This is a genomic window from Streptomyces sp. NBC_00513, assembly GCF_041431415.1.
In the GTDB taxonomy this organism is placed as follows: Bacteria; Actinomycetota; Actinomycetes; order Streptomycetales; family Streptomycetaceae; genus Streptomyces.
Genome location: NZ_CP107845.1, coordinates 159,551 through 184,924, shown reverse-complemented (window position 1 = coordinate 184,924; position 25,374 = coordinate 159,551). Strand labels below are relative to the sequence as shown.

Sequence of the window (25,374 nt, the reverse complement as noted above, 5' to 3'; positions counted from 1 at the left end):
GCCGTCGCTCTGGGGGTCCGCTGCTGGCAGCGGAGCAGCGCGAAGGTCCCGCCGGAGGCGCGCGGGGGGCGTTCTCGGCTGGGCCTGAGGTGCCTTTTCCTGCGGATTCCGGCAGGTTGCAACTCGCTACTGCGCCCAGTGGACGCCCAGCTTCGTGAGGGCGGTGAGCTGGTCGGTGGTGAGCTTGTCGCGTCGGGTTTTGGTGTTGGAGATCCACACACCGAGCTTCACGACCACGGGCTCCGCTTCGCCCTCGACGGCGATCTCCTCCCCGTGGGACCGCGGGACCGGTCGGTGGGTGCCTTCCCGCGCCACCCACTGCCTGAGGGCTTCCATGCCCCGCTGGAACGCCTGCTGCGCCTTGCTCGGGCCGTTTGCCGTACGCGCGGCTGCGGGGGCGGGAGGCGGGGCTCGGGAGCGTTGAAGCCCAACGCGGTCAGCCGTGCCTGCTGCTCGGGCAGGAGCTGGACCCAGGTGCCCGGTTCCTGCTGACGCCATCGCCACTTGCCGACGTCGTCGCCGTCGAAGACGACGCCCGGCGCGATGTGGGGCAGGATGCCGTCGGCGTCGACCAGGTCGGCCAGGATCCGGTAATGGCGCTGCCAGTCCAGCGGCCACGGGCAGTCCCAGTCCTCGTCGATCGCGGCCAGTTGCGCTGCGCGCTCCGCAGCCCGGTCCGGGTTCTTCCCCAGGCCGTTCTTGGCTCCCTTGCGGCGGAGGTTGGCCATGTGCTGCCCGATGGGCACCATCTCGTTGTCCTCGCCCCACATGGCGTCCTGTCGGGGCGCGAGGTGCCCGGTGGCTCGCCGGTACGACCGCAGGGCGGCGAGCTTGGCTTCCCACGCCTCCTTGCCCGGTTCCCAGACCATCCCGGCCTCCGGCGCGTCCAGGAGGATCTTGCGCCGCTCTTCGAGTTCGCCGGCCCGCAGGGCTTTGCGTTGCTGGTGCACCCACCGCCCGAGCGGGAACGCCTTGGTGACTCCGACTTCGACCTCCCCGTCATACGGGACGGCGTGGACGCCGGTGATCTCGTTCTCTGACCGCCATCGGATCAGGGCCTGGTAGCTCTCCAGCCACACCAGGAACTCCGGCCGGTAGACCCGGGTGCGCAGGAACGCCGCGATGGTCGCCGCGTCGCGTGGGCTGGAGAAGTGGAGCAGGGCGGCTTCGGCGGCGGCCTGCGTGTCGTCGTCCTCCTGGTCGTCGCCCTCGCCGCCGGCCCCGACGATCTGGCCGTCCTGGTCACGCCGGACGTGCAGTTTGCGCTTGCCGCTGGTGAGGGCGCGGGAGGTGAGCTGCTCGACAAGTCGTTCATCGTGACTGCGGAGACCTTTTATCTAGGGGTGGTTGGAGTGCGAGGGATGTTTGTTCTGGTTGTCACCTGCGGGAATGGTTGCGTGACGATCCCGGGGTGACAGTGGCCAAGTGGTGGTTACGTTCGGCACGCGGAGCGCATCTACGTGGGGGAGCGGGCTGTCTCTCCGGTAACGGGCACGGTCCGGTGGGTTGTGGTGGATTCCCGGTCCTGCAGACTGCACACGGAGGCCGTGGCCTATCCTGCTTCGCTGCGTGCCCGGGACGCCCAGATGTCCGGAGGCGTACGGCCTAATCCCGGATGCGCTCCCCGGCGGGTCGGACGAGGCTGATGGGGATCCCATCGTGGGCCTTTCAGCGTTGCAGGAGGAGCCGTGGCACCTCTGGCCCGGATTCCTCTGGACGGCGGGGGCTTCGTGCTGATTGAGGCCCCGGCCGCCCCGGACGGACCTGTCAAGGCCGGTCGCGTCAGCGACGCCATTCGCGATCTGCCGGGGAGCCTCGAAGACGCCCTCGAACCGGTCACCCGGGCCGCGCGCGTCGCACTCGAACAACTACGCAAGGCGGGACCCGACGAGATCACCGTCGAGTTCGGAGTCGACCTCGCGGTCGAGGCCGGGGCCGTGATCACCAAGACGGGCGCCCACTGCCACCTGATGGTGACGGTCAGATGGGAGCAGACCGGGTCTGTCCGGCGCGGCCCGGATGAGAGCGAGGGCTGATCCGGTGGAAGGCGACCGTGCGTCGAGACTGCCCCTGGCCGTCGCGCAGATCCTCGGCCCGGACGGGGAGGTCGCGGGGGCCGGTTTCCTTGTCGCCGCGGACGTCCTGGTCACCTGCGCGCATGTGGTCCGGGCCGCGGGAGGCGGCCCCGGCGACAGTGTGACGCTCGTCTTCCCACATGTGGCAGGCGCTGCTCGGTCCGAGGGCCGGGTCATGGCGGAAGCGTGGCGCGAGCCGGGGGAGGACGTGGCCCTCATCCGGCTTCCCGCCGTACCGCCGGGGACGGCCCCGCTCCCGCTGGGCTCCGCGGCGGGGTCCCGGGGCCATCAAGTGCGCTCATTCGGATTCCCCGCCCAGGCCCCGCAGGAGGGGCACTTCGGCTTCGGCGTGTCCGGTGACCTGCTGCCCGCCACCGCGCACAGGGGTGCGCATCTTCAGCTGACCGGGGCGAACGACCTCACCACAGGGTTCAGCGGCGGGCCGGTCCTGGACGAGGTGACCGGCCTGGTCATCGGCATGCTCACCGAGATCACCGCTCCCGACGAGCACGAACGGGGGCAGGGCATCGCCTACGTCACGCCCACCCAGGTGCTGAGGGAGACCTGGCCGGAACTCGCGGAGCGGGAGGTGTGCCCGTACCGGGGGCTGGAGCCGTTCACGGCGGAGTACGCCCAGTGGTTCGAGGGGCGGCAGGACGCGGTGGAACAGGTGCTCGCAAACCTGGCCCGGCAGCACGGCCTGACCCTGCTGCTCGGACCATCCGGTTCGGGTAAATCGTCGCTGATCCAGGCGGGTGTGCTGCGGGCGCTGGCCGCCGGCGCGCTGGCGGGCAGCGACCACTGGCTGCCCGTCCTCGTCCGGCCTCGGCAGGACCTGCCTGCAGAGCTGGAACGTGCTGGCCTGGCCGGGGCCACCACCGACGGGATCGCCGCGGCCGTCAGCCGCCGACTCGCGGCCGAGCCCGGCCGTCAGCGCGTCGTGCTGGTCATCGACCAGTTCGAAGAGCTCCTTACCCAGTCGGCCACCCGCCTCGGCGTCGCGGACCAGATCACCGCGGCGGTCACCTCGAACACCGAGCTCCACGTGATCCTGATCATGCGTGACGATTTCTACCCACGGCTGGCCGCCTCGGCCCCGGGACTGCTGGAAGCCGCCATGCCGGGACTTCTCAACGTGCCGGGCATCCTGAGCAGACAGGACCTGCACGACATCATCACCCTGCCCGCCCAGGACGTGGGACTCCACTTCCAGGCCGGGCTGCCCGAGCAGATCATCTCCGACGTCCTGGCTACCACCCCCGAAGGGGTATCAGCCCGCCAGGCACCCGTCACCGTGCTTCCGCTGGTGGAGCTAACGCTCAGTCAGCTGTGGCAGCGGCGCATGGACGGGTACCTCACGCACGACGCCTACCAGCGGATCGGAGCGGTGACAGGAAGCCTGACCACCTGGTGCGACACCGCCCTCGGCCAACTGTCCCCTGAGCAGCGACCCATCGCGCAGCGCGTCCTGACCTCCCTGGTACGACCCGCCGACCGGGCCCGCAACGTTCCCGCGATCCGCGCGCAGATCCCGCTTGACGAACTGCGCGACCTGGCATCCGACCCCGATGACACCTCCGCCGGCGCGGGGGCCGCCGACGGCAGGGGGGCGGTCGACGCCGTCATCGCCACCCTCACGCAGCACCGCATCATCACCACCCAGACGCTCCGGGCGCCCGAGCATCCCGATGCGCACGACGCGCCGCCCGGGCGCCCGGTGGCCGAGTTGATCCACGACGCCCTCATCCGTGACTGGGGCGCGCTGCGCGACTGGGTCGGCCAGGACCACCGGTTCCAGCAGTGGCTCGACCGTACCCGCGAACGCAGGTCCCGTTACGCCGAGGGAAACGATCCGGGAGACCTGCTCGGCGGGACCGCCCTCGCCGAAGGCATGGAATGGTCGCATCAGCGACGCCTCCCGGGAGACATCGCGGCCTACCTCACGGCCAGCAGGCAACGCCAGCAGGCCGGGATCCGGCGCAGCAGACGCCTCAACGCGATCCTGGCCGCCTTGCTCATCGTGGCCGTCCTGGCGGGAGGCTTCGCATTCGTGCAGCGCCGGACCGCCGTCGCCCAGCAGCGACAGGCCCTGTCCAGGCAACTTGCCGCGGAGTCCGGCACTCTCATCCACACCAACCCGGAACTCGCCTCCCTGCTCGCTGTTCAGGCATACCGCACCGACGACACCCCAGAGTCCGCGGCCGCCCTGCACACCGTCGCAGCGCTCCCCCTGCACCGACGCCTCTCCGACCACACCAGCAACGTCGCATCGGTGGCGTTCAGCCCTGACGGCCGCACCCTTGCCACCGCCGGCGCCGACAAGACCACCCGCCTGTGGGATCTGGCCGCAGGCCGGACACGTGCCGTGCTGCGCGGGCACACCGACGAGGTGTGGTCGGTTGCGTACAGTCCCGACGGTCGCACCGTACTCACCGGCAGTGCCGACGGGACCGCGCGGCTGTGGGACACGGCCACCGGCGTGACGCGGACCATCCTGCGCGGGCACACCGACGAGGTGTGGGCAGTGGCGTTCAGCCCCGACGGCCGCACCCTCGCCACCGCCAGCGCCGACAAGACCACCCGCCTGTGGGATCTGGCCGCAGGCCGGACACGTGCCGTGCTGCGCGGGCACACCGACGAGGTTTGGTCGGTTGCGTACAGTCCCGACGGCCGCACCCTCGCCACGGCGAGCGACGACAAGACCGCCCGCCTGTGGGACGTCCCCGCGGGTACGGCGCGCACCGTGCTGCGCGGACACACCGACGAGGTGAACGCAGTGGCCTTCGGCCCCGGTGGCCGCACCCTCGTCACCGGCAGCACGGACAGGACCGCGCGGCTGTGGGACGTCGCGTCCGGGGCGCCCCGCACCATTCTGAGCGGCCACACCGGGCCCGTGTACGCGGTGGCGTTCAGTCCTGACGGCCGTACGGTCGCCACCGGCAGCGTCGACAAGACCGCCCGGCTGTGGGACGTGGCAGCAGGCATCACACGCAACACCCTGAGCGGGCACACCGACGAGGTGCATTCGCTTGCGTTCAGCCCCGACGGCCGCACGCTCGCGACCAGCGGCACCGACAAGACCGTGCGCCTGTGGGAGGCGGCCGCGGGTCCGACGCGCAGAACGCTGAGCGGCCACACCGACGAGGTGAACGCGGTGGCCTTCAGCCGCGACGGCCGTACGCTTGCCACGGCCGCCGATGACGGGACCGTGCGGCTGTGGGACGTGGGCGCGGGCACGACCCGCGCCGTGCTGCGCGGGCACACGGCCCAGGTGTTGTCGATCGCGGTCAGCCCCGACAGGCGCACCCTCGCCACCAGCAGCCACGACAGGACCGCGCGCTTGTGGGACGTGGGCGCGGGCACGACCCGCGTCGTGCTGCGCGGGCACACCGGCTGGGTGAACGGGGTGGCGTTCAGCCCCGATGGACGTACGGTCGCCACCAGCAGCGACGACAAGACAGCCCGCCTGTGGGACGTCACCACGGGTAGGGAGCGCACCGTGCTGCGCGGCCACACCGAGAAGATGTACGCGGTCGCGTTCAGCCCCGATGGACGTACGGTCGCCACCAGCAGCGACGACAAGACAGCCCGCCTGTGGGACGTCACCACGGGGAGGGAGCGCACCGTGCTGCGCGGCCACACCGGGCCCGTGTACGCGGTGGCGTTCAGTCCCGACGGGCGTACGGTCGCCACCGGCAGCGACGACAGCACCGCGCGCCTGTGGGACGTCCGGGAGGGCAGGGCGCGCAGCATGCTGACCGGTCACACCGGCGAGATCAACGCCGTCGCGTTCAGTCCCGACGGGCGTACGGTCGCCACCGGCAGCGACGACAGCACCGCGCGCCTGTGGGACGTGGGTGAAGGCGCCACGCGCATGACCCTGACCGGTCACACCGACGAGGTGTGGTCGGTGGCGTTCAGCCCCGACGGACGCATCCTCGCCACGGGCAGCGACGACAAGACCGCGAGGCTCTGGAACGTGGTGCTGCCCGAACCCGCCGCAGAGATCGAGAGGATCTGCCGGGCCGTCGGCCGCGACCTCACTCCGGAGGAATCTGCGGCGTACCTGCCGGACCGGCCGGCCCGCTCGGCCTGCCCCCAGGCCGGACCCCCTTCCGGCGCCGGGCGGACCCTGTAGCGGCACCCCGTTGGCGTCAGCCTGTTGGCTCACGGGAGACTGGGACACCGTCACCCGGCGCCCTACGCTGCAGTGCGCGCAGGCCCCGGCCCGCGCGAACGCCACGCTGTCGCGACTCACGCGCCGCCCGACAGCGCCCGGACCTGTCGGCGAGGGCTCGCCCCCGACTGCGTGACGGGAAGCTCGATCTCGGCCGCTGCCGCCGCAGCCACCTGCCCCAGCCTGGCCCTGGCCAGCAGGGGCTCCAGCGCACTGACCGTAAGCCAGAACCACACACCCCGCGGCGAGTCACCCCTCGGGCACACGCGCGGAGAGCGGAGCGGCCGGATTGTGCACCCGCACCAGATCAGGCTCCACTGATGGGCGTCGCGGATTTATCACTGGTCCGGCGACGGGCTTTCTCACCAGCGTGCGGGTGTGTTGAGCTGGGTGTGTTGAGTCGGGGCGTGGCGTTTGTGTGGTGCAGGCGTGTGTCGTTTCGCGGGTGGTCGGCGTGGCGCGCCTGCAGGGCCCTTGGCCTACGGCCGCCCTGGGGGCTGACCGCCACCGGCGTGCTGCGCTCGCGCGCCTACTGCGCCCAGTGCACGCCGAGGGCGGCGAGCTGGGCGGCGTTGAGCCGGTTGCGGCGGGCTTTCTGGTTGCCGATCCAGATGCCGGTGCGGTGTTCGGTGCCGTCGGGGAGCCGCTCGACGACGGCGCGTCCCGGCATTCCGCCCTCCCGCGCGATGTACCACTGGAGGGGCTTGGAGGCCTTTCTGAAACGCCTCGCCGCCTGCGCGCGGCGGTTCTACGCGAGCGCTGCCTGGGCTTCCTCTTCGGATCCCCTCACCTCCCCATCGCCTTGGACGGGGTGATCTGGCAATCGAACTGGGAGCTACCCGTCGACGCGGACTACCTGGAAGGCGTCGACCGGGACATGAACCGCGCCGGGTTGCGCCCCTTGGGTTGGTCCCTCACCGGGCGCAGGCCCCGCCCGCACAAGCAGCTGACCGAGCCCGACCAAATGAAGGACCCTAGCTTCGTCCAGCGCTTCCAGCCCATCGCCGCGCGCCTGCGTACAGCACTGGCCGCCGCTGGCAGGAACTGACCTGGGAGGGCTGGCCCGCTTCGCGACCTGCGAGTCAGCCTTCCACCGTTACCGGTCCCCTTTGACTCTCCGGGCTGCGGGACGGTCGGTGCGCGCGGCTATGCATAACCACACCGCAGGGAGAGCGCCATGACGTTGCGGTTCGTCGGGATCGAACCGAACACCGCAGGCGGGCGACGCTTCCCACCGGAGCTCACGCACCGCCAGCAGCAGCGCCGCAGAGCCGCGCGTCTGCGTCTGGGAGTCCCTGACCGGCACCTCGCGTCAGGTGCGGATGCGACTGTGGGACCGTTCGGCCGCGGGCCCTATCGAAAATCTTGGGCATTGGCTGCTCGGTTCCGTGTACGAAGGACCCGTACAGGCAGGCACGAAAGGGGCGCCAGTGGGTAAGGCATCGTCGGCGAAGCGCGCGGCCAAGGCTGGAGGCACCCGGGATCACACAGTGCCCCAGATGTACCTGAGGCATTTCGCTCGGCACGCGGCACGCCGAAGGTACGAGCTGACGGTGCGACGGCTCGGCAAGATCAATGAGCCGTTTCCCGTGACGCCTACCGGTATCGCTGCCGAGACTGGCTACTACTGGGGCATCAGCGCCGACGGAGTTCCTCACCATGCTGCTGAGGGGCTGTTCACCTCCCTGGAGAGCCGCGCCGACACCGTGCTGAAGGTCCTGCTGAACGACCCCCAGTGGGCCCTCACGCCGCAGTGGCCGCTGAGCCTAGACCAGCGCCACGTACTCGCATGGTGGATGGCCGCCCAGATCCTGCGCACCACCCGCCAGCGCAAGCGCCTCACCCACCGGCAGGCAGAAGCACCGGACCTCACCGCGCTTCCCGACGAGGTGCACCGGCTCGCCGAGAACAACCCGCACCTGCGCTACATCGTCGAGAACATCGTCACGCTGGCACTCACCCTGGAAGCCCGCCCGTGGGCGCTCGGCTTCAGTGACATGTGCCTACTGACCAGCGACACCCCGGTCGTCGTCTGGAACCGCCCCGACGATGAAGACCAGGTACGCGCCGCCGCATTGAGCGACATCATGCTGCCGCTTGACCCTCATCGTTTCCTGTTCCTGCCAGGGCCCGCGACCCGGGAGGACGACCACCGCAAGCAGGTGGATCACCTGATGCACGCGAAGGGCGCCGTCGGCATGGCGCTCGTGGGGGTGGCGTACGACGTGGCCGACCAGTTCGTGATTCACCACCCGGAGCACGACCCCTGGAAGCACTGGAAACCGACCGGCCGCGCACAGCCGAAGTCCTGGGAGGGCGAGACGCATTCCGGCCCGCAGTATGTCCTGCAGTACCCCGTATTTCCGCTCGATCAGAACATCGAACGCCGCTGGACCGTTGAACACCCGTGACGGGAGGCCGGGCCGCCCCCACAGCCCCAGCTGTGTTGCACCTTTGACCTGCGGTGACAGGGGAGCATTGCCGTCCGGACCGCTGGTGCACCTGTGCGTTGCAGCCCGTGTTGCACCGCCGGCCGGGGCGGGAAGGCAAGACGAAGGCCCCGGGGGCACGACGTCCCGGGGCCTTCAAATCGCTGTCAGGCCAACGGCACGGGGCGGTCGGACTGGACGACCGTTCCGTCGGCCAGGCCCACGTAGGGCCGCATTTGGGTGAACGGGATGTGCTGCTCTCGCTCTACGCGCCGCAGTTCATCGGCTCGGATAAGGAACCGAGCGGGAGGGGCGCCAGGAGTGAGCACGTGGGGGAGCGGAGTGGCCCAGTTCTCCCCTCGCGTGACGAAGACGCGCCGGTCACCGGGGAGCTCTATGCCCCAGCTGGTTATGGCGATGGGCTGGTCGCCGGTGTTGACCGCCTCCACGCTGACGAAGTGGTCGCCGAGGTCTTGGCTGCCGTCGGGCAGGTCATAGACCGGGATGGAGTTGGAGACCTGGAGGACGACCCGAGGGCCCGCGGGAGCGGGAAGGTAGCTTGCGATGTTGAAGCGGTTCTCCTGCTGGTTGTGGTTTCCGACCTGCACGGCGGCGGGGCCGTTGAAGGTGTTGCCGACCACGCCTTGGCGGGCTGCGTATTCCTGCTGCTCGGCCACCAGGGCCTGAAGTTCGGTCGCGACCTGCTGCTGCTCGGACTCCTCCAGCGTCTCCAGAAGCGATTCGAAGCGGGTCTGCCAAGAGGCCTCCTGGCGGAGGAGTGCCCGCTCCGTCTCGCCGGTGACATCGGCTTCCATCAGCACCTGCGCGGTGCGGTCCAGGCGCTCCAGCTCCACACGCTCACGTTGAGGTTCGCCGCGCCCCATAAGACGAGCTACGCGTTGCCGCAGAGCAGTCCATGCGTCTGTGCCGACGGCTTGGACGACAGCGGTACCGCCCGCTCCGGCCGCGGCCATGAGTGCTTCAGTAAGCATGGTTCAGTCCCTTGAGTCCAGGAAAGCCGACCCCTCACGCCTGCGGCGCTGAGGCTTGCGACCAGTGTCCCTGGCACCACTGACAGACAGGACCCCTGTCGATGGTGCCAGAGGCCCTCTCGGGTGGGCCCTGGGGACCGGCCGGTCCGTGCCTGCCCGTACGACCCCCTGAACGAGGGCCGCCATGCCCCACCTTGAACGCCTGCTGCGCCGGATAGCCTGAAGCATCCCTTCGAACTAGGAGACAAGGTGGCTAATCTGCATACCCGCGACGGCAAGCCGCTGCGAAGGACTGGCGAAGACGTCCACGACAACTCGGGCCGACACGTCGGCAAGATCGACGGCGACAAGGTGTACGGCGCCAACGGTCGCTACGTGGCCACACTCGTCGGTGATCGACTCGTGTACCGGCAGATAGACAGCGCGGGCATCAGCTCGCCTTTTGTGCCCAAGCAGTCGACTGCGCTGGGAGGCGCTCAGGTCGGCGGCTCTGGTCTGTGGGGAGACGAACCGAGCTTCTCCTGATGGCCTGCCCGGAGTAGCCCCAGAGCCTAAGGCTCAGGGGCCACTGTCGGCACGAGGCAGGTGCAGCTGGTCAGCATCCCAGACATCGACAGAGCTGCGCTCTACGCCCAGTCGACGCCCAGTCGACGCCCAGCTGCGCGAGGGCGGCGAGTTGGTCGGTGGTGAGTTTGTCGCGTCGGCTCTTGGTGTTGGAGACCCACACGCCCAGCTTCACGGTCACAGGCTCCGCTTCGCCCTCGACGGCGATCTCCTCGCCGTGGGCGCGGGGGACCGGCCGGTGGGCTCCTTCCCGCTCCACCCATTGCGTGAGGGCCGTCAGGCCCCGTTGGAATGCCTGCTGCGCTTTGCCCGGCCCCTTCGCCCCGCGACCGGCTGCGGGGGCGTGAGACAGATTCTGGTCGGGCTGTACGCCGATCGCGTTCAGCCGTTCCTGCTGTTCGGGCTGGAGCCGCGTCCAGGTGGCTGGTTGTTTCTGCTGCTGGAGCCATTTCCCGATGTCGTCGCCGTCGAAGACGACTCCGGGTGCGATGTGGGGGAGGGCGCCGTCGGCGTCGACCAGGTCCGCCAGGATCCGGTGGTGGCGTTGCCAGTCCAGGGGCCACGGGCAGTCCCAGTTCTCGTCGATCGCGGCCAGCTGCGCCGCGCGCACAGCGGCCCGGTCCGGGTCTTTGCCCAGGCCGTTCTTGGCTCCCTTGCGGCGGAGGTTGGCCATGTGCTGTCCGATGGGCACCATCGCGTCGTCTTCGCCCCACATGGCGTCCTGTCGGGGCGCGAGGTGCCCGGTGGCTCGCCGGTACGACCGCAGGGCGGCGAGCTTGGCTTCCCATGCCTCCTCGCCGGGCTCCCAGACCATCCCGGCCTCCGGGGCGTCCAGGAGGATCTTGCGCCGTTCCTCGAGTTCCCCGGCGCGCAGGGTTTTGCGCTGCTGGTGCACCCACCTGCCGAGGGGGAAGTCCTTGGTGACGCCGACTTCGACCTCGACGTCGTAGGGCACGGCGTGGACGCCGGTGATCTCGTTCTCGGCCCGCCAACGGAGCAGGGCCTGGTAGCCCTCCAGCCACACCAGTGACTCCGGTCGGTAGACCCGGGTGCGCAGGAACGCGGCGATGCTGGCGGCGTCGCGTGGGCTGGAGAAGTGGAGCAGGGCGGCTTCGGCGGCGGCCTGTGTGTCGTCGTCCTCCTGGTCGTCGCCCTCGCCGCCGGCCCCGACGATCTGGCCGTCCTGGTCGCGCTGGACGTGCAGCTTGCGCTGGCCGCTGGTGAGGGCGCGGGAAGCGAGCTGCTCAACGAGTCGTTCGTCATGACTGCGGAGGCCTTGGAGGACTGCTACAGGGGGGCGGTAGCTGGCGCTGGCGACCATGTCGGTCGGGTCTTCGCCCGGCTCTAGAAAGACCGGCACGATGATCCGGGCGATTTTTGTGGAGCCGTCCTTGTTCAGGCGGAGGGCGCGGCCGATGTTCTGGACGATCTCGACCTGGGAGCCGCGGGTGTCGGCGAAGCAGATCGCCTCCACGCCCCGCTCGCCGGTGATGTCGACTCCCTCGCCCAGGCGTCGGCGAGCTGGTGGTGCGCGGGGGTGGAGGTGGTGCGGGACCGGACCGCCGCCGACATCGTGACCGGTGGCGCCGAGCCGGCGCGGAAGGTGTCTGCGGGCCGTGGTGGGGTGCTGCGCGCTGTGGTGGCCGGGGCGCGGGGCCGGTGGGGTGCTGGCCGGGCGCAGCGCGCTGTTGCGGTGCGTCTGGGGGTGCCGATAGCCGTGGTGGCTGACTGTGCCGGGTGGTGGTCGGTCGTGGCGGCCGTGGTCTTTCCGCCGACGATCAGTCACCGCGCCGCCCGTGGTGCGTACGGGGACGGGGTGCTGTTCCTGGACTGGCACAAGGACGGGCGCGGATACCGGGTCCACGACTACGCCGGGTCCCCGACCGTCTGACCGGATCGCACCTTCGGCATGAGGGGCTGGGGGTATTCCTGGAGTCGCGACGACGACCGAGCCCGACCGCCCTTTGCCACCTGCCGACCACCCGAATTCGACGGAGCGTCATGACTGAGATCACCACCCGGATCGAGCCCCGTACGGTCGCGCTCTCGCTGATCAGGGCGACGGCACTCGATGAGGCGGCGCGCCATCCCGACACGGACGGGTCGCCGCCGAACTGGGAGATGTACCGAGGGTTGACGGCCGCGCTGGAGAGCTGGCAGAGGGGCGGAACGCTGCGCGCGGACTCGCTGCTGCTGGCGCAGTGGCTGGCGATCGACCTGTGCGCCTACCTCGTTCAGCAGCTCGACCGGGCCGGGATGGAGCGGTGGCTGCGCGACTTCGGCGACGAGGTGTGCAGGGCGCAGCGGCACGCCCATCCGGCCGGGCCCACCGCGATCGAGATCCTGTCGGTCGTCGCCGCCGACCTGGATGCCCGTGCGCAGGACCCCACCGGTTCCGAGCGTCTCGCGCAGATCGGGGTGCCGTACCTGCTCTATCCCCGTACCGGCCACGAGGTCGAGGACGCGCGGGAGATCGCCTTGACGCTTGCCCTGTGGGCGGGCGCGCAGTTGGCGGCGCTCATGCACGACGCCGGTCGGATCAGCTCCTACATGGACGCACGCGAGCACACGGCGCCGCGGCCCTGACGACCTCAGTCCAGCAGGTCGAGGGTGACGTGTGGTCGGCAGTGCGGGCAGCCGGGTACTCCCTCGGCCAGGGCGCGGCGCGCCTGCTCGACGTCGATGGCCGAGCAGCGGTTGCGTGTGTCCCAGCATCCGCCGGGCGTGGACGCGGATGAGCGGTCGGCCCGCGCCGATGCCGTGTTCGATCAGCACGCGGGCGGCTCGGGCAGCGGGCGGCGACCCGCGTCCAGGGACGCCTGTGTCTCCGCGACGGCGAGAGCCTGTTCGGCGCGGCCGAGGGCGGCCCGAAGGTAGGTGACGACGGTGCGCAGGCGCGCCACGTCAGGCGGGAGAATATCGGACACTCGTTCTATTCTATGTCCGAGAACAGCCCCCCACCAGAACGGGATCCCGATGGCCACACCCGCCCCGCCGCGCCCCACGCCGGCGACCTGGTCGCCCTCCCAGACCGGCCCGTGCGCACGGTGGCCTGTTAACTGCACCAACGATTGCGATTGAGCCTTGTCGTGTCTTGGCCGCCCTGCCTGCCGGCTTGCAGCGGTCTCGGCCGTATGGGAGGCGCCGATGTCAGCCGGGCCACGTACCTTTCGGTTGGCCGTCCGACTGGGTGGTGGGGAGGGGTGGGACATGAAGTGGGTCGGTAACGCGCGGTTGACGGCGGGGCCTGAGGCCGCCTGGTACCTGGAGGCGGCTTTCACGCCCGGTGCTCAGCTGGGGACGGTGTACGACGATCCGACAACGCCCATCGTTGTGACGGGCATCGAGGAGGTGACCACTCTTCGTGTACCCAGTGGCCGTCTTGTTGTCGATGCACCGTGGGACGACGATGACACCGGGAGATACGAGCAAGGGGCGCCGACGCGGCCCCCGCGGGAACTGGCGGTGCGCATTCCCCCGGGCGTCTACCCGGTGGAGATCGCGTGGACGGCGGGCCCGTACGAGTTCTTCGGCGAGCAGTTCGACGGCGTGGAGTGCGCAGCGACGCGCCTGCGCATCAGCGATGACCCTGTGGTCGGGTGGGAGATGGGCCTGGGTGTCGATGACGACATCGACCGTCTTCCGCCAGGGGAGGAACCGAGGTTCGCAGCCGACCACAACGTCGGCTGCTTCGCCGACGCCGGCGCTTGGACGACCCTGTCCGCACCATTTCGCACGTGCGTGGACGGGCGGTGGGAACCGCGTGGAAGCGGGCAGCTTGCGGACGGGTGCGAGCGGATCAGTGACGAGTCGCAACAAGCCGACCTGGTGACGTTCGGAGCGGAGTCAGGCGGCATCGTCTGGTTGGGGCGGACGGAGGGCGGCGATGTGGCCGCCATTGTCGTCACCAGTGGCTTGTCCGGCGCCAAAGCATGACCTTTCGCGGGTGTGACTAGTGCAGAGAAGCCGCCAGTCCTGTTGCAGGTACGGCCACGGGGCCTCGCCCCTGTGCCAGCTGCAAGGCTCTGCGGTCCGCTGCCGGCTGATGAGCGAGAAGGAGCCGGTGGCGTTGCGGCCGTGGGGGCCGCAGGACGGGCCGGCGCCCCGGGTGTGGACGTGGCCGGCCGGTGACCGCCCGCCCCTGGCCATCTGGAGCTGCGGGGCGTGGAGGCTCGCGCCGGTCAAGGCCCGGCAGGATCACGCGGGCGGGCGCACCGTCTATCAGGTGGCGATCGACCTGGACGGCTCGACGTCGGTGGTGTCCAGGTTGTACGAGTGGCCGCAGCCGGGCCTGTGGGTCGCCCGCCGGCCCGTGTTGAAGCCCTCCGACTCCGGCCCGCCGGTCCTGGCTGGGCGACGTCGACCGGCGATCGACGCCGCGTAGCGACCCGATACGGCGCACGGGCGGGACAACGGAGAGCCCCGGCGGTCCGTGAGGGCTGCCGGGGCTGTGTCGGGCCGCTGTACCGCATCTTCGAGGGGTGAGCCTGTCCGTGCACGGCCCTGCCCGGCGCACCCATGTCGGCGCGGGTGCGGCGAGCCTACCGAGCCCTGCGACGGCTGCTCTTTGGTCACTGGCCGGGTGGCGGCTTGTCCTCCGCAGGGGTGGACATCGGGCGTCGCGTACACGTACGCGGCTTACGGCTTGGTCCTCAATCAACCCTGGAATCAGCACTGTTGACATCATTCTGACTCATTCGGCGTGTGCGGAATGAGTTGAAGTGGAGACGCCGACAACCTACGTCGCCCAGTGGCGGGCCGTCCTTCAGCGCAAGCCGAAGCCCATGTGTACTATTAGCGCATTTTAGTCGATATGCGCACCATGATGATCATGTAATATCGCCCGGAAACTCGGGTCGCATCAGACTCCGATGCGTTCTTTGGACATCAAGCAAGGGCATGGAAATGAAGAGAAGAACCGGATATCTGGCGGCTTTTGTCGCGATGTTCCTTTCGTTCATGATGATCAACTCGACGTCTTCCTACGCATGGGCGGCAGGTGGGGAGTGGAAGAACAACACGCCCAACTCGGTCAAGTGCGCGACGCCGCAGGGCAACAGCAACGCCAACGGGACCGTGCTCACGCTGTGGGACTGTACGAACTCCTACGCCCAGAAGTTCCAGCTCACCAGCGACAATCACACGCTCATTCACGTGGCGAGCGGAAAGTGCGTCACCCCCAAGGGCAACAGCACCGCCAACGGGACCGTTCTCACGCTGTGGACCTGCACGGGCAGCAACCTGCAGCAGTGGGAGGTGGGCGACTACAGCCTTGCCCGCAACAGGACGACCAGTTGGGTCGGTGACAAGTGCGTGACCAACTACGGCGACAGCCAGGCCAACGGGACCTGGATGACTCTGTGGACCTGCTCCGGAGACTGGCCCCGCTCCCAGGACTGGGCCATGAACTGGTACCACTAGTTTCCCCACCCCATGACGCCCCCGCGCCCAGCAATGGCCCGGGGGCGTTGTGTTGACCGCGCAGGCGCGCTCGGCGAGACAGAGCAGAGCGGGTCCTCGGTGCGCAGACCGGAACCAGGCGACCGGCTGTCCAGACGGGCGTACCGCGTCTTCGAGGGGTGAGCCTGTCCGAGCGCGGCCCCGCCCGGCGCGCCCATGTCGGCGCCGGGTTCGGCGAACCTACCGGGCAGCGAGTCCGCTCGCGGTCACTGGCACGCCCGCCGCCCGCCGCTCCTGGTCCTCGGCCGCCACGACCAGGCCGGGCGCCTCCACGACATCGGCCGCACCTTCCCCCTGCGCCCGCCCGCGGCCCGCACGGTCGCAGAACACCTGACACCCGCCGGTCCCCGGACACCCTTGGGCCGGGGTGCGGTTCGCCTCGACCTGGGGCTCACGCGACACCCTGGACACGACCCAGGTCCGCCCGGAGTTGGCCGCGGAGATCAGCGCCGACACTGCCATCGACCGAGGCGGCGCTACCGCCACCCCTGCGCTTCAAAGGGCTGTGCCTGGACGTCACGCCGGCGGGCGTGCCCGGGTTCGGGGAGGGTCGTGTCGCCCGGCGCCCTCTCGGTCGCTCCGCAGGGCCTGCCGGCTTCGGAGGTCGCTCAACGGTCGAGCCGCGCACCCCTGCCTGTACCGGGCCGGCTCACCGCCGAGTCGGCGGGGCGGTCGCCGTGACGGGCGGACGGATTCGTTCTGAGGCACGGTTTCCGCGTGTGCGTGCGAAGAATCGTGCGGAACGGCTGTTACGGAACTTGCTGCTCCGGTTGGGTGACGGGCGGAGGAGTGCGCCTGGTGGTGCGCTCCGGGCGCATTGATCGACTGCGCGGTGCGCGCGCTGGCTCGGTGTAGCGGTCAGTGAATGTCAGGGCCACGCTCACCCGGACCGCGTGTAGTACCCAAGCGTGTGTGACGGGAATGTCCAGGGTCGGTAACCGGCCTCGTCAGGGGCTGTGGTGGGCACCGTGTCGGGTCGAGAGTTTGGGTCCTCGGCCCACCGACGGGCCGGGCACCCGCACCGCTACGTGACTCGTATCGGCGGGTGCAGCACTGTTCTTGAGGGGTCACCGTATGTCTGCTTCGTCGACCGCCCGCCGTGTCGCCGCGACCGTTCTCGCCGCCGGCGCCATCGTCTCGGCCGCCGCTCTGCCGGCCACCGCTGCGGATCGGGGGCATGACCGGCAGCCGCGGGTGGAGATCTCCCGCGTCCAGGCCGACGCTCCCGGGCGTGACGACCGTTCCAATCGGTCCCTGAACGGCGAGTGGGTCGAGATCCGCAACACCACCCGCCAGCCGGTCAACCTGCGCGGCTGGACGCTGCGGGACTCCGACGGCAACCGCTACCGCTTCCACGACGCCCGCATCGGCGGCCGCGCCACCATCCGGATCCACACCGGATCCGGCCGCGACACCCGCACCGACCTCTTCCAGGGCAAGCGCGACCACGTCTGGGACAACCGCTCCGACACCGCCACCCTGCGCGACGACCGCAACCACACCATCGACACCGAGTCCTGGGGCCGCCGCCGCTAACCAGGACCACGCCCGCCGCCCGTGAACGGGCGGCAGCCAGAGCCGTGATGATCGTGTGCCGGGCAGTCCGCCAGTCGCCCGGCACACACCCATGTCCAGCGCCGGGCGCCAAGCGCGGCCGGGCGTTTCCCGCTCCCGGCGCGCCCGATGTCGAGGGCCCGGTCCCGTGACACGGCGGGCGATGTCCCCTTGAAGATCACCGCTGATCGGCCGCCGGCCCGGTGTCGGCCGGTGCGTAGGGCGGTTCACCGGTCCGCTTCCTGCCGGGGTCTTCATAGTGGTCCGGAGTCAACTCGCTGATTCCGGCCCCGCGTGCACCCCGGGGTGCGAGATCGTCGTCCCGGGGCCGCAGAACTGCGGCCCGGTGGGACGGTGTTGGAGGTGTCTGTGGAGACGGACGAGACGTGGACGTCGGATGAGTACGGCCGCTCGCACGAGGGCCGGGTGGGTGTGCTCCTGGACGACGGGTCGGTCCCGAAGCCGGTCTACTTCGACTCGGCCTCGGGCAGCTCGGGCTGGGAAGTGCGCCATTGGAGCGTCTACGACGGCGCCGGCACCTACCAACCGCGCCCGAAGGCACATGTGCTGCGCGTGGAGTGTTCCTGCGGCTGGACCGGAACCGGTCACACCGTCGACTGGACGACAGTGGGGGAGGCCCCGTTCCACGAGAGTGGACTGCGCACCGCGGAGCGGTGCGAGGAGGACTGGGACGCCCACATCCGCGACGTCGCCGGCACCACGATCCCCCTCCCCGCCGAGTTGGAAGCCCTCTTTCAGACCGTGACCGCCGCGATGGAGAAACTCGCCCGGGACTCGCCGACCGCCGCCCTCAAGGCCGCCCGCACCCTGGAACTCATCGCCCAACGCACCGCGCACTGGCCGGCCCACGACGCCCGCGACCAGGACCCGCGGACGGTGGCCGCCGATCTCGGCCTGTCGGTCGACGCGACCCGCAGCCTGTTGGCCCGCTTCGGGGGTTGGCACCCCCACGGCTGACCGACGGCCACCGACCCGCCCCCGGCCACGGCTCCGTCCGGTGGATGCCGGCACGGCGGCGAGGGGGCTGGCCACTCGGGCACCGTGCCTTCGAAGCCACGGGCCGGCATTTGAAGGTAGTCCCCGGCGGGGGTATCCCCGTCGCCACAGGCGGGGTGGCGCGGTGGTGACCGGTTGCCGCGGCCCGGCGTTGTCCCGGGTATGGACATGGATGACGAAGACTTCCTCGGCGTGCTCCTGGACGCCGCGACAGACACCCGCCTCAAGCTCCTTACCGGCGACGAAGCCAGGGCGGTCATGATGCTGCTCGGCGCCCTGGAGGAAGAGACCCGCTCCGAGGAGGTCCGCAAGGCCGCGGGTGAGATGCGCTTTCGCCTCGGCTCACGTCTTGCCCTGCCCGCCGATCACACCGGCCCGCCGACGCCCAGCTGTGACGGGGGTGGCCGGGCGTGTGGCCCCGCCGGCAGGAGTACTTCGTGGACGCCCGGCCGCCGGGTCCGGTTCCTCGTGGCAGTACCTCGTGCGCCGGACCCCGAGCACGGGCAGACGACGCAGGGCCGCCGCCCGTGCGGGGCGACGGCCCTCAACCCTGCCGGTCTGCTCACGGGGCGGGGGTGAATTCCACTTCGGTGCCGCCGCATCCGGCCGCGATGTCCAGCAGCCGGTCGCGTTCGAGTTCGTCGACGGCCAGGCCCCAGCGGAGCTTGGTCGCGGTCCACTCCGCGCCGTAGCGGCACAGCGCGTCCGCGGACGGCGGCAGCCACTCGGCCGGATCCTGGTCGGACTTCTGACGGTTCGAGCGGGCCGTCACCGCCACCAGGGAGGTTTCCTGGCCGAGGTCGTTGGCGTACGCCTCCCGGCGCGCCGCCGTCCACGCGGAGGCTCCGCTGTCCCAGGCCTCGGCCAACGGGACCATGTGGTCGATGTCCAGCGCTCCGGCCGGGGTGACGGGTCGTTCGTCGTAGTACGACCACCACACCCCGCCCGTCAGCGTGCAACCGGGGCCGATCTCGGGGGCCTCGATCGCCTCCGCGATCAGCACCTCCGACCTGGTGTTGCAGCCGTCCGACGGGTTCGCGCCCGCGTTCCAGTGCTTGAAACTGGTGCGTTGGTAGCCGGTCCGGTCCTCGGTCGCGAGCTGGAGCGCGGACACCGCGACGCCGATCGGCACGATCTGCGGAGCGGCGGCCGGCCGCTGTTCGGCGGCGTGGGCGGTGGTGGCGGGCAGGGACAGGGCGAGCGCCGCGGCGGCTGCGGTCGCGGCCCACTTCATGATCATCATGAGGCTGGTTGTACCGGCCGACCCGGCATCAGGAACACCCCCCGGAGCCCGGTTCACCCGGCCGAGGCGACAGGTTCACCGACGAAACGACACTGCACCTCGCCGGATCCAGACACAGAGAGGCGTGAACGCGCGCGCCCCCGACTCCCGCCCACGGTCGCTCGTGCCCCTGCGAGCAGTTGTCGGCTTTGATCGCCCCGTACACCAAAGGTTCGTGTGATGCCGGGGGCCCAGCCGATGTGGTGGGGTTCTGGCAGCGGCTGGGCGGCCAGGGTTGGCAGTCTCGGGGTGGTTAAGGGTTCATCGGCCAGATCTTGACACCCGTTGTGAAGAGGCCCGTGCCGTCGCCCTTGTAGAAGCGGAGTCCGGTGAAGGCTTCCGCTATCCGCGGCGGAACGGCGCCAGCATCACCTACCTGGCCGAGTCCCAGGGAGCCGCCGCGTACCAGGACCGCTCCGCGCGCCGTCAGACCCGCCACGAAGACCTGATCCGCTACGAACGTAACCTCATCAGTGTGATCGTGCTGGTCGGTCAATCTCCTTGTTGGAGGCGCTGCCGAGGACGCCGATGGGGACGTCGTACAGGTTCGCCAGGCCGTTTTGACTGTCGATATCGCCGCCGCCGTCTGGCATGTCGGCTCCGCCGCATTGGTTGAGAGGGCTGCCGAGGGGGAGACCGAGGAGGTTCCCGTCGGCGGCGCCGGTGCCGGTGGTGGTGGCCCCGGTGGCGTGGGGGACGGTGTCGTGGTTGGCGCAGTTGGTGCCGAACGCCGGCGACAGGATGTCCCCGATGCCGCCGGCGGAAGCCGGTGCGGCGGCTGCGGCCAGTGCCGCCGCCGCACCGGCGGTGAGTAGGAACGTCGTGGCTGCCTTGTATGCGGTCACCCCTGGAGAACGACCTCCGGCAACAGCGGGTGCGCACCCGAATCGCTCCGGCCGAGTGCCACCGTGCCCAGTCGATGCCGAGGTCGGCCAGACGGACCAAGTACGCGGCAAACGCGTATAGGACCCCGCCTCAGCCGGGGTCCTTCGCCGTTTCGGAGCCGTTCACCGTCTCGATCAGATCCCGTGGGCTGAGGTGTGGTGAACCACCGGTGCCTGAGGCTGTTCCATACCGGCAGGCCCACGCCCGCCACCCGCCCGACGACCTGCCGGACGCCCCGGTGCCGGTTCCCGCGGCCGTGCGCGACCAAGATCACTGTCAGGCGGCGGTCAGGCGGCGCAGCCGTACTTCTTGGCGAGCTTGGTGGCGGCCTCCTGCACCACGGCCGCATTGTTGCGGATCGCGGGGGCGTCCCGGTCGACGAGGTCCTTCTCCTCCTCTTCCCCCTTTTTCGAGGGCGTCATGAGCGTCACCGTGATGTTCGGCGCGGTCGAGCCCATGCGGGCAGCACAGTCGGCGGGCAGGTTGGCCTCGGCCTTGTCGGGAAGCGCCCAGCCGGTGAAGCCGGGGCCGAGGGGGACGGAGTTCTTGGGCTTGTAGTGAGGGTCGTCCCGGTTGTCTTCGATGATCAGGGTGTAGACCCCTCGGGGGTAGTCGCTGTCCGCGTTGGCGCGCAGCACCTGGCACCCCTTGAACACCGCGTGATCGGTGCTCTTGCCCTTGCTCTCCCACTCCTCCGTGCTGACCTCCCCCCCTTTGCCGTCGTCGATCAGTTCCGCCGTCTGCCGGCTGAGCGCCCCATGACACAGCGTCTGCGGTAGCGGCGGCTTCTCGTCGTCAGGCCAGAAGCTCGCCGTCACGACGGCCACCCCGGCGGCGCCGAGCGCGATGGTCAGCGGCAGCCACTTCTTGTTCATCGGTACCCCTCGGAGGACGACGGCGGTCGCTGCGGTACCCCGCATCACGCTGCCGACGACGGACCGGCTCGTAGCTCTCTGCCGTCGTCGGCGAAATCCAGTGGTGGGTGAATCCACTCGCTTGAGCGGGGCGGTTCACGGGGGAAGGGCGCTGCCCTGTCGCCGAGGTTTCCCCGGGCACGTGGCTGGTGTTGGCTGCGGTGCGAAACGGTTCTGCGGTGTCCGGTCGGCGGCCACAGGTCGGACGGATGCCGCCGCAAGGGCCTGCTTCGTGGCGGCGGCGAAGGCTGGGCCTTCTCGCAGTGAAGCCTAAGGGCTCAGTGCTTCTCTTCCTCGTGGGCGTTGCGGGCGCTGTTTTCTACTTTGGCGAGCAGTTCCTGCCGGGTTGGCTCGTCCATGGTGCGGGCCTGGGCCCAGGTGCGGGCCATTTCAACGCCCTGGGTATGCAGGCGTTCCGCGCGTTGCTGTTCGGGGGTGTTCTTGAGGTCCTGGAGCCACGTGGCGGTGAGGCGACCGGCCGGCTCCGCCTGATCTGCCTGTTCGGTGATCAGGCGGTCGAAGACCGCAGCATGCCATTTCCGGGCCTGGTCGGCGTCCTGGCTTATGGCTGAGTCGGCGACGCCGTCCAGGATGCCGAGAGCGCGGGCGTTCTTCGTCGGCGCCAGCGAGAGATCTACGCCGGTCGCGTCCGCAGGGACGGCTGCAAGCCGATCAGCTGCGGTGTGGGTCTCCGCCACGCGCAGCAGGGCGTATGCCTGGGGGTCCACCGCCACAGCGCGCAGAGTTTTTGTGAGCACGCTGTTCCAGACCGACAGGTGGTAAGTTCCCCCGGCTTCCCAGGGCGACTTGTTGTCGCCTGCGTTCGCTATGTACTCGTTGTCAAGACCGGCGAGCAACTCATGTACATCGGGGGCGTAGTCGGCTAGGGCAGTGGCAAGGGGCACCCTCAATGCGGGGTCAAGCTCGATTTTCTGCGACTGCACCCAGCCGAGCGCGAAGATGACGTCCTTCATCGCCTGCGCCTGCTCCTGGGTGTGATGCCCCGGTTGGCTGCCCGCAGTCGCCTTTACGATCGCCTCTCCGAGTGCCGCGCAGCTGATGCCGGGGTGGACAGCAGCCCCCACTGATTTCTGTACGCTCGCGTTCTCGGCCAGGCCATTACAGGGTGGGGACGTCTCACGCCCGAGGAGGAACCAGGCCCCGAATGCGCCCAGCAGCGCCAGGCATACTCCTGCCCCGGCCCACGCTTTCACTGGAACGGCTCGGCGTCCCGTGCTCCCCGTCATCGACGTCCCCACTTTGCTCTCTCGCTGCCCGGTCAGTTGGTCGTGTCGGTCAGGTATTTATGTGCTGTTTCAGTACCGCGGTTACGCCCTTCGAGGACATCGCGGCTGTAGTCCTGAATGAAGCTCTCTTGGATGTCCGGCCTATCCTTGGCCCACTCACGGATCATGATCGGCAGTTGGTTGTTGACCTCAACGTACTGGTCCGCGATCTGGGGGTTGACCTTGGCGTCGACCTCGCCCTTCATCCGGTTGCCCCACTCCCAGGCCCAGGTGTCGACGCCGCGCTGGATCGAGTCACCGAAGGCGAGGGAGACACCGCCGGCCGTGGTGAAGTACATGGGCGTCACCGCGCCGCCGATGACGTGGTAAGCGAGCTTCGCCTTCCAGTCGGCCTCGCTGTACCCGGCCATCCGACCGTCGTTGAGCACGTCTTCCCGGATGGAACTCATGACGCCCAGAGCGGTGCCCGCCTTGTTGATCGGGTTGGTGACGTCCGGTCCCTGTGCCCCCTTGGGGATGTCTTCGAGGGAGAGGTCGATGTACCGGGACTCCGCCTTGTGGAGCGTTCCGTAAGCCTCCGGGTCCTCCGAGAGGCCCCGCATGAACTGCACCAGGTCCTTCTGGCTGACCGCCATGTGGGTCTTGTCGCCGTCTTGGAAGTATCCGGTGCCGGCAGCGGAGATGTACTTGGAGTCCAGGCCTCCGAGGATCTCGTGGGTGTCGGCGGTGTAGGTGGCCAAGGCGCGGGCCAAGGGCTCGCGCATGTTCTCGTGGACGCTCTGGTCGGGTCCGAGTCCGCCGATTACGTCGTGCATGATGCGTGCCTGTCCCTCGGTGTGAGGGGTCGCCGGCCAGGGGTCCTGGTTCGGGCCGAGCGGCGTATGGCCGGTCGTGCCGGATTCAAGGAGCAGTCCCAGACCGGTGCGGGCGTCCTTGCCCTCACTCTCGATGTCGCTGCGTGTCTCGATCTCGCCGTGCCAGACGGGAGTGTCGTCGAACTTCCAGTCGCGTTCCTTCAGCAGGTACTGGAGGTTGTCGTTCTTGTGGTCTGCACCCGGGTCGAGATACGAGGTGGCGGCGGCGGGGTCCTTGGACATGATGCCGAGCAGGCCGTCGAGCGGGTCGTTGGCGAACCGTCCGCCGTTCTTGCCGCTGAAATCGCCCTGCAGATCCCAGAGGTTCGGATCGCCGCCGCGCTTCTTGTCCTCCGCCGAGCGGATGTCGTCAGCGAGGTCGTGCATGAATGGCGCCGAGTAGCCGTCGCCGCTCTGCATGAGGGTGATCAGACTCTGATAGCCCCGGACCTGCTGCTCCCCGTGGCGACGACTGATGACGTTCGGAGCCTCGGCGGCTACCGCTAGGTCGAACTTCTCGACGCCGGCCTTCTTCAGCTGCTCCCGGAAGTCCTTGTAGAACTTCGACTTCGGGTCCTGCATCGCGTTGGACAGAGAGTTGGCGAGCCCCTTCTCCAGGTCCAGGTAGGTCTGCTTGCCCTTTTTGTCATCGTGATACGCCAGGTCGTTGAGCTTGTTCGTGAACTTGAGGGTGTTCTGGGCCCCCATCCCGTTGAGGAAGGTCTGGTTGAACTCGGTGCTCTTGGCGTTGTCGCGGAAGGAGCGGTCCAGCTCGGCGTAGTCGGCTGCCGATACCTTGTCGCCGCTGTTGATGCGGGTGGCGATGTCCTCGGCATTGCGGGCCTCGTAGACCTCGATGTCACCTTGGGCGTCGGCGTTGAAGCCGTTGAGGGTTTGGTCGTTGCCCTTGCCGAAGGCGTCCTTGTTGCTGTCCACCACGACCGCCTCAAGGGCGATCTTGACACCCTGGTCGGCTTCGGATACGGCCTTGACCTGGTCGTTGATGTGCTGCTGCCACTTGTTGACCGCGTCACGGATGGTGGTCTGGCCGTCGGGATCGTTGTGGTAGGCCCTGCGCTCCGCGGGAGTCAGCTTGGCGTAGTCGAAAGCGACCGTTCCCTGCTCGGAGACGGTCATCCCCGCCTTGATCGCGTCGTCGCGCGCGGACTCGAGGCGCTTCTTCAGGTCGGCGAACTGGGTGTGGGCATCGCGCAGCAGGCTCGCGACCGCCTTGGCCTGGATCTGCGCTGCGGAGTACTCGTACCGCGTGGCCGCGAAGCTCGTTTGGGCGACGCCGACACTGACACCGCTCCAGTTGGGCCCCATGGTGATCTTCTGGACACTGTCGCCGTAACGGGTCTCGACCTTCTTCAGCTCGCCCGCCATCTCGTCCCACTTGCCCGCTGCCGTCGTCAGCAGGCCCAGGTCGGTCGACATCACTTCGTGGTACGTCAACATGTACGGCTCCCCCTCACAGACCGTTGAGCTTCGACTGGGCGCGGAAACCGTTGTCGGTGCCGAGGTCGTTCTGTACGAACAGGCCCGAGGCGCCGCGCAGCGAACCCTTTTCGGAGCCGAGCCGGCCCATCAAGACCTTCACCTGCTGGTCCCAGGTGTCCGCCACCTTCTTCAGGCCCACGGCCGCATCCCAGCCCTCGAAGCCCTTGACCGCCGAGTTGGTGCTCTCGTCCGCGTGCTCGGTGGCCTTCTTGGTATTCGGCTCCAGCTCGGTCTCGATGGTGTTCGCGGCAGACCTCTTCTGCGCCGGTGTCGACGCGAAAGTCCCACCGCCCCCGCCGTCGGCTGCCGGGACACTGTTGAGCCGCATCGCCGTCTGATCGGCGGCCCTTGCTCTCTCGCTGCCCCACTCCTGCGTGAAGTCCCCCGACACGACCGCCCCCGTTCAGCTCGAAACGCGTTGTCC

General features: G+C 69.4%; 23 protein-coding genes and 2 pseudogenes. 12 read left to right on the top strand and 13 right to left on the bottom strand.

From position 1 onward, the window contains the following. Nucleotides 1-126: 126 nt before the first annotated feature. Nucleotides 127-1,337 (bottom strand): annotated as a pseudogene (locus OHA84_RS00915) (helicase associated domain-containing protein); the annotation flags it as partial. 351 nt (nt 1,338-1,688) lie between these two features. Here OHA84_RS00915 and OHA84_RS00910 point away from each other — a divergent pair. Both OHA84_RS00910 and OHA84_RS00905 read left to right on the top strand, forming a co-directional pair. Further along, complete coding sequence (locus OHA84_RS00910) at nt 1,689-2,036, top strand: CU044_2847 family protein (protein ID WP_266977076.1); 348 nt, start codon at nt 1,689-1,691, stop codon at nt 2,034-2,036. 4 nt (nt 2,037-2,040) lie between these two features. After that, nucleotides 2,041-6,213, top strand: a complete 4,173-nt coding sequence (locus OHA84_RS00905; RefSeq protein WP_266977074.1) for a trypsin-like peptidase domain-containing protein — start codon at nt 2,041-2,043, stop codon at nt 6,211-6,213. 568 nt (nt 6,214-6,781) lie between these two features. On the opposite strand, the gene OHA84_RS00900 is transcribed toward OHA84_RS00905, so the two are convergent. Next, the gene (locus OHA84_RS00900) at nt 6,782-6,922 is read right to left on the bottom strand and encodes a hypothetical protein (RefSeq protein WP_266977072.1); all 141 of its coding nucleotides are present in this window, start codon (nt 6,920-6,922) and stop codon (nt 6,782-6,784) included. 141 nt (nt 6,923-7,063) lie between these two features. Between OHA84_RS00900 and OHA84_RS00895 the strand changes: the two genes are divergently transcribed. Together OHA84_RS00895 and OHA84_RS00890 are read left to right on the top strand one after the other, a co-directional pair. Then, a complete protein-coding gene (locus tag OHA84_RS00895) occupies nt 7,064-7,300 on the top strand; it encodes a hypothetical protein (RefSeq protein WP_266977070.1) in 237 nt (78 codons plus the stop codon). Nucleotides 7,301-7,574: 274 nt separating this feature from the next. Beyond that, nucleotides 7,575-8,663: a DUF4238 domain-containing protein gene (locus OHA84_RS00890; protein WP_266977068.1), complete on the top strand. Its 1,089-nt coding sequence runs from the start codon at nt 7,575-7,577 to the stop codon at nt 8,661-8,663. 185 nt (nt 8,664-8,848) lie between these two features. Here OHA84_RS00890 and OHA84_RS00885 read toward each other — a convergent pair whose 3' ends face one another. Further along, on the bottom strand, nt 8,849-9,535 hold the full coding sequence (locus OHA84_RS00885; RefSeq protein WP_266977066.1) for a hypothetical protein: 687 nt from the start codon (nt 9,533-9,535) through the stop codon (nt 8,849-8,851). A gap of 387 nt (nt 9,536-9,922) precedes the next feature. On the opposite strand from OHA84_RS00885, the gene OHA84_RS00880 reads away from it, so the two are divergent. Then, a complete protein-coding gene (locus OHA84_RS00880) occupies nt 9,923-10,198 on the top strand; it encodes a hypothetical protein (protein ID WP_266977064.1) in 276 nt (91 codons plus the stop codon). A 70-nt stretch (nt 10,199-10,268) separates the two neighbouring features. On the opposite strand, the gene OHA84_RS00875 is transcribed toward OHA84_RS00880, so the two are convergent. Next, a complete protein-coding gene (locus tag OHA84_RS00875) occupies nt 10,269-12,023 on the bottom strand; it encodes a Helicase associated domain protein (protein WP_371591284.1) in 1,755 nt (584 codons plus the stop codon). Between the two features lie 215 nt (nt 12,024-12,238). On the opposite strand from OHA84_RS00875, the gene OHA84_RS00870 reads away from it, so the two are divergent. Then, complete coding sequence (locus tag OHA84_RS00870; RefSeq protein ID WP_266976087.1) at nt 12,239-12,823, top strand: hypothetical protein; 585 nt, start codon at nt 12,239-12,241, stop codon at nt 12,821-12,823. Between the two features lie 5 nt (nt 12,824-12,828). Here OHA84_RS00870 and OHA84_RS00865 read toward each other — a convergent pair. Both OHA84_RS00865 and OHA84_RS00860 read right to left on the bottom strand, forming a co-directional pair. Continuing rightward, nucleotides 12,829-12,945 (bottom strand): annotated as a pseudogene (locus tag OHA84_RS00865) (DUF6233 domain-containing protein); the annotation flags it as partial. 60 nt (nt 12,946-13,005) lie between these two features. Continuing rightward, the gene (locus OHA84_RS00860; protein WP_266976085.1) at nt 13,006-13,164 is read right to left on the bottom strand and encodes a hypothetical protein; all 159 of its coding nucleotides are present in this window, start codon (nt 13,162-13,164) and stop codon (nt 13,006-13,008) included. 283 nt (nt 13,165-13,447) lie between these two features. Here OHA84_RS00860 and OHA84_RS00855 point away from each other — a divergent pair, with 283 nt between their 5' ends. From OHA84_RS00855 to OHA84_RS00845, 3 genes are all read left to right on the top strand, one after another. Beyond that, nucleotides 13,448-14,173 (top strand): DUF4241 domain-containing protein, encoded by a 726-nt coding sequence (locus tag OHA84_RS00855; protein ID WP_266976084.1) that lies wholly within the window; start codon nt 13,448-13,450, stop codon nt 14,171-14,173. Between the two features lie 109 nt (nt 14,174-14,282). After that, a complete protein-coding gene (locus OHA84_RS00850) occupies nt 14,283-14,621 on the top strand; it encodes a hypothetical protein (RefSeq protein ID WP_266976082.1) in 339 nt (112 codons plus the stop codon). Between the two features lie 521 nt (nt 14,622-15,142). Further along, nucleotides 15,143-15,658, top strand: a complete 516-nt coding sequence (locus OHA84_RS00845) for an RICIN domain-containing protein (protein ID WP_266976080.1) — start codon at nt 15,143-15,145, stop codon at nt 15,656-15,658. 219 nt (nt 15,659-15,877) lie between these two features. On the opposite strand, the gene OHA84_RS00840 is transcribed toward OHA84_RS00845, so the two are convergent. Beyond that, on the bottom strand, nt 15,878-16,159 hold the full coding sequence (locus tag OHA84_RS00840) for a hypothetical protein (protein WP_266976078.1): 282 nt from the start codon (nt 16,157-16,159) through the stop codon (nt 15,878-15,880). Between the two features lie 612 nt (nt 16,160-16,771). On the opposite strand from OHA84_RS00840, the gene OHA84_RS00835 reads away from it, so the two are divergent. The 3 genes from OHA84_RS00835 (at nt 16,772) to OHA84_RS00825 (ending at nt 18,847) form a co-directional block, all read left to right on the top strand. Further along, nucleotides 16,772-17,233, top strand: coding sequence for a lamin tail domain-containing protein (locus OHA84_RS00835; protein WP_266976076.1), 462 nt, complete (start codon nt 16,772-16,774; stop codon nt 17,231-17,233). Nucleotides 17,234-17,614: 381 nt separating this feature from the next. Next, nucleotides 17,615-18,229, top strand: coding sequence for a hypothetical protein (locus OHA84_RS00830; RefSeq protein WP_266976074.1), 615 nt, complete (start codon nt 17,615-17,617; stop codon nt 18,227-18,229). Between the two features lie 207 nt (nt 18,230-18,436). Beyond that, nucleotides 18,437-18,847, top strand: coding sequence for a hypothetical protein (locus tag OHA84_RS00825; protein ID WP_266976072.1), 411 nt, complete (start codon nt 18,437-18,439; stop codon nt 18,845-18,847). Here OHA84_RS00825 and OHA84_RS00820 read toward each other — a convergent pair. The 6 genes from OHA84_RS00820 to OHA84_RS00795 all read right to left on the bottom strand — a co-directional run bounded on the left by OHA84_RS00820 (nt 18,831) and on the right by OHA84_RS00795 (nt 25,278). Further along, nucleotides 18,831-19,508 (bottom strand): HNH endonuclease family protein, encoded by a 678-nt coding sequence (locus OHA84_RS00820; RefSeq protein WP_266976098.1) that lies wholly within the window; start codon nt 19,506-19,508, stop codon nt 18,831-18,833. The genes OHA84_RS00825 and OHA84_RS00820 overlap by 17 nt on opposite strands. Nucleotides 19,509-20,020: 512 nt before the next feature. Further along, nucleotides 20,021-20,395, bottom strand: a complete 375-nt coding sequence (locus OHA84_RS00815; protein WP_266976070.1) for a hypothetical protein — start codon at nt 20,393-20,395, stop codon at nt 20,021-20,023. Between the two features lie 327 nt (nt 20,396-20,722). After that, a complete protein-coding gene (locus OHA84_RS00810; protein ID WP_266976068.1) occupies nt 20,723-21,310 on the bottom strand; it encodes a hypothetical protein in 588 nt (195 codons plus the stop codon). Between the two features lie 317 nt (nt 21,311-21,627). After that, the gene (locus OHA84_RS00805; protein WP_266976066.1) at nt 21,628-22,323 is read right to left on the bottom strand and encodes a hypothetical protein; all 696 of its coding nucleotides are present in this window, start codon (nt 22,321-22,323) and stop codon (nt 21,628-21,630) included. Nucleotides 22,324-22,628: 305 nt separating this feature from the next. Next, nucleotides 22,629-24,908, bottom strand: a complete 2,280-nt coding sequence (locus tag OHA84_RS00800; RefSeq protein WP_266976064.1) for a hypothetical protein — start codon at nt 24,906-24,908, stop codon at nt 22,629-22,631. Nucleotides 24,909-24,921: 13 nt separating this feature from the next. Further along, nucleotides 24,922-25,278 (bottom strand): hypothetical protein, encoded by a 357-nt coding sequence (locus OHA84_RS00795; RefSeq protein ID WP_266976062.1) that lies wholly within the window; start codon nt 25,276-25,278, stop codon nt 24,922-24,924. Nucleotides 25,279-25,374 lie beyond the last annotated feature (96 nt).

Bases quoted from the DNA above. Each gene is read 5' to 3' on its own strand.
- OHA84_RS00900 (WP_266977072.1), bottom strand. From the start codon at position 6,922: ATGCCGGGACGCGCCGTCGTCGAGCGGCTCCCCGACGGCACCGAACAC.
- OHA84_RS00890 (WP_266977068.1), top strand. From the start codon at position 7,575: ATGCGACTGTGGGACCGTTCGGCCGCGGGCCCTATCGAAAATCTTGGG.
- OHA84_RS00870 (WP_266976087.1), top strand. From the start codon at position 12,239: ATGACTGAGATCACCACCCGGATCGAGCCCCGTACGGTCGCGCTCTCG.
- OHA84_RS00855 (WP_266976084.1), top strand. From the start codon at position 13,448: ATGAAGTGGGTCGGTAACGCGCGGTTGACGGCGGGGCCTGAGGCCGCC.
- OHA84_RS00850 (WP_266976082.1), top strand. From the start codon at position 14,283: ATGAGCGAGAAGGAGCCGGTGGCGTTGCGGCCGTGGGGGCCGCAGGAC.
- OHA84_RS00845 (WP_266976080.1), top strand. From the start codon at position 15,143: ATGAAGAGAAGAACCGGATATCTGGCGGCTTTTGTCGCGATGTTCCTT.
- OHA84_RS00840 (WP_266976078.1), bottom strand. From the start codon at position 16,159: ATGGCAGTGTCGGCGCTGATCTCCGCGGCCAACTCCGGGCGGACCTGG.
- OHA84_RS00835 (WP_266976076.1), top strand. From the start codon at position 16,772: ATGTCTGCTTCGTCGACCGCCCGCCGTGTCGCCGCGACCGTTCTCGCC.
- OHA84_RS00825 (WP_266976072.1), top strand. From the start codon at position 18,437: ATGGATGACGAAGACTTCCTCGGCGTGCTCCTGGACGCCGCGACAGAC.
- OHA84_RS00820 (WP_266976098.1), bottom strand. From the start codon at position 19,508: ATGATCATGAAGTGGGCCGCGACCGCAGCCGCCGCGGCGCTCGCCCTG.
- OHA84_RS00810 (WP_266976068.1), bottom strand. From the start codon at position 21,310: ATGAACAAGAAGTGGCTGCCGCTGACCATCGCGCTCGGCGCCGCCGGG.
- OHA84_RS00805 (WP_266976066.1), bottom strand. From the start codon at position 22,323: ATGAAGGACGTCATCTTCGCGCTCGGCTGGGTGCAGTCGCAGAAAATC.
- OHA84_RS00800 (WP_266976064.1), bottom strand. From the start codon at position 24,908: ATGTTGACGTACCACGAAGTGATGTCGACCGACCTGGGCCTGCTGACG.
- OHA84_RS00795 (WP_266976062.1), bottom strand. From the start codon at position 25,278: ATGCGGCTCAACAGTGTCCCGGCAGCCGACGGCGGGGGCGGTGGGACT.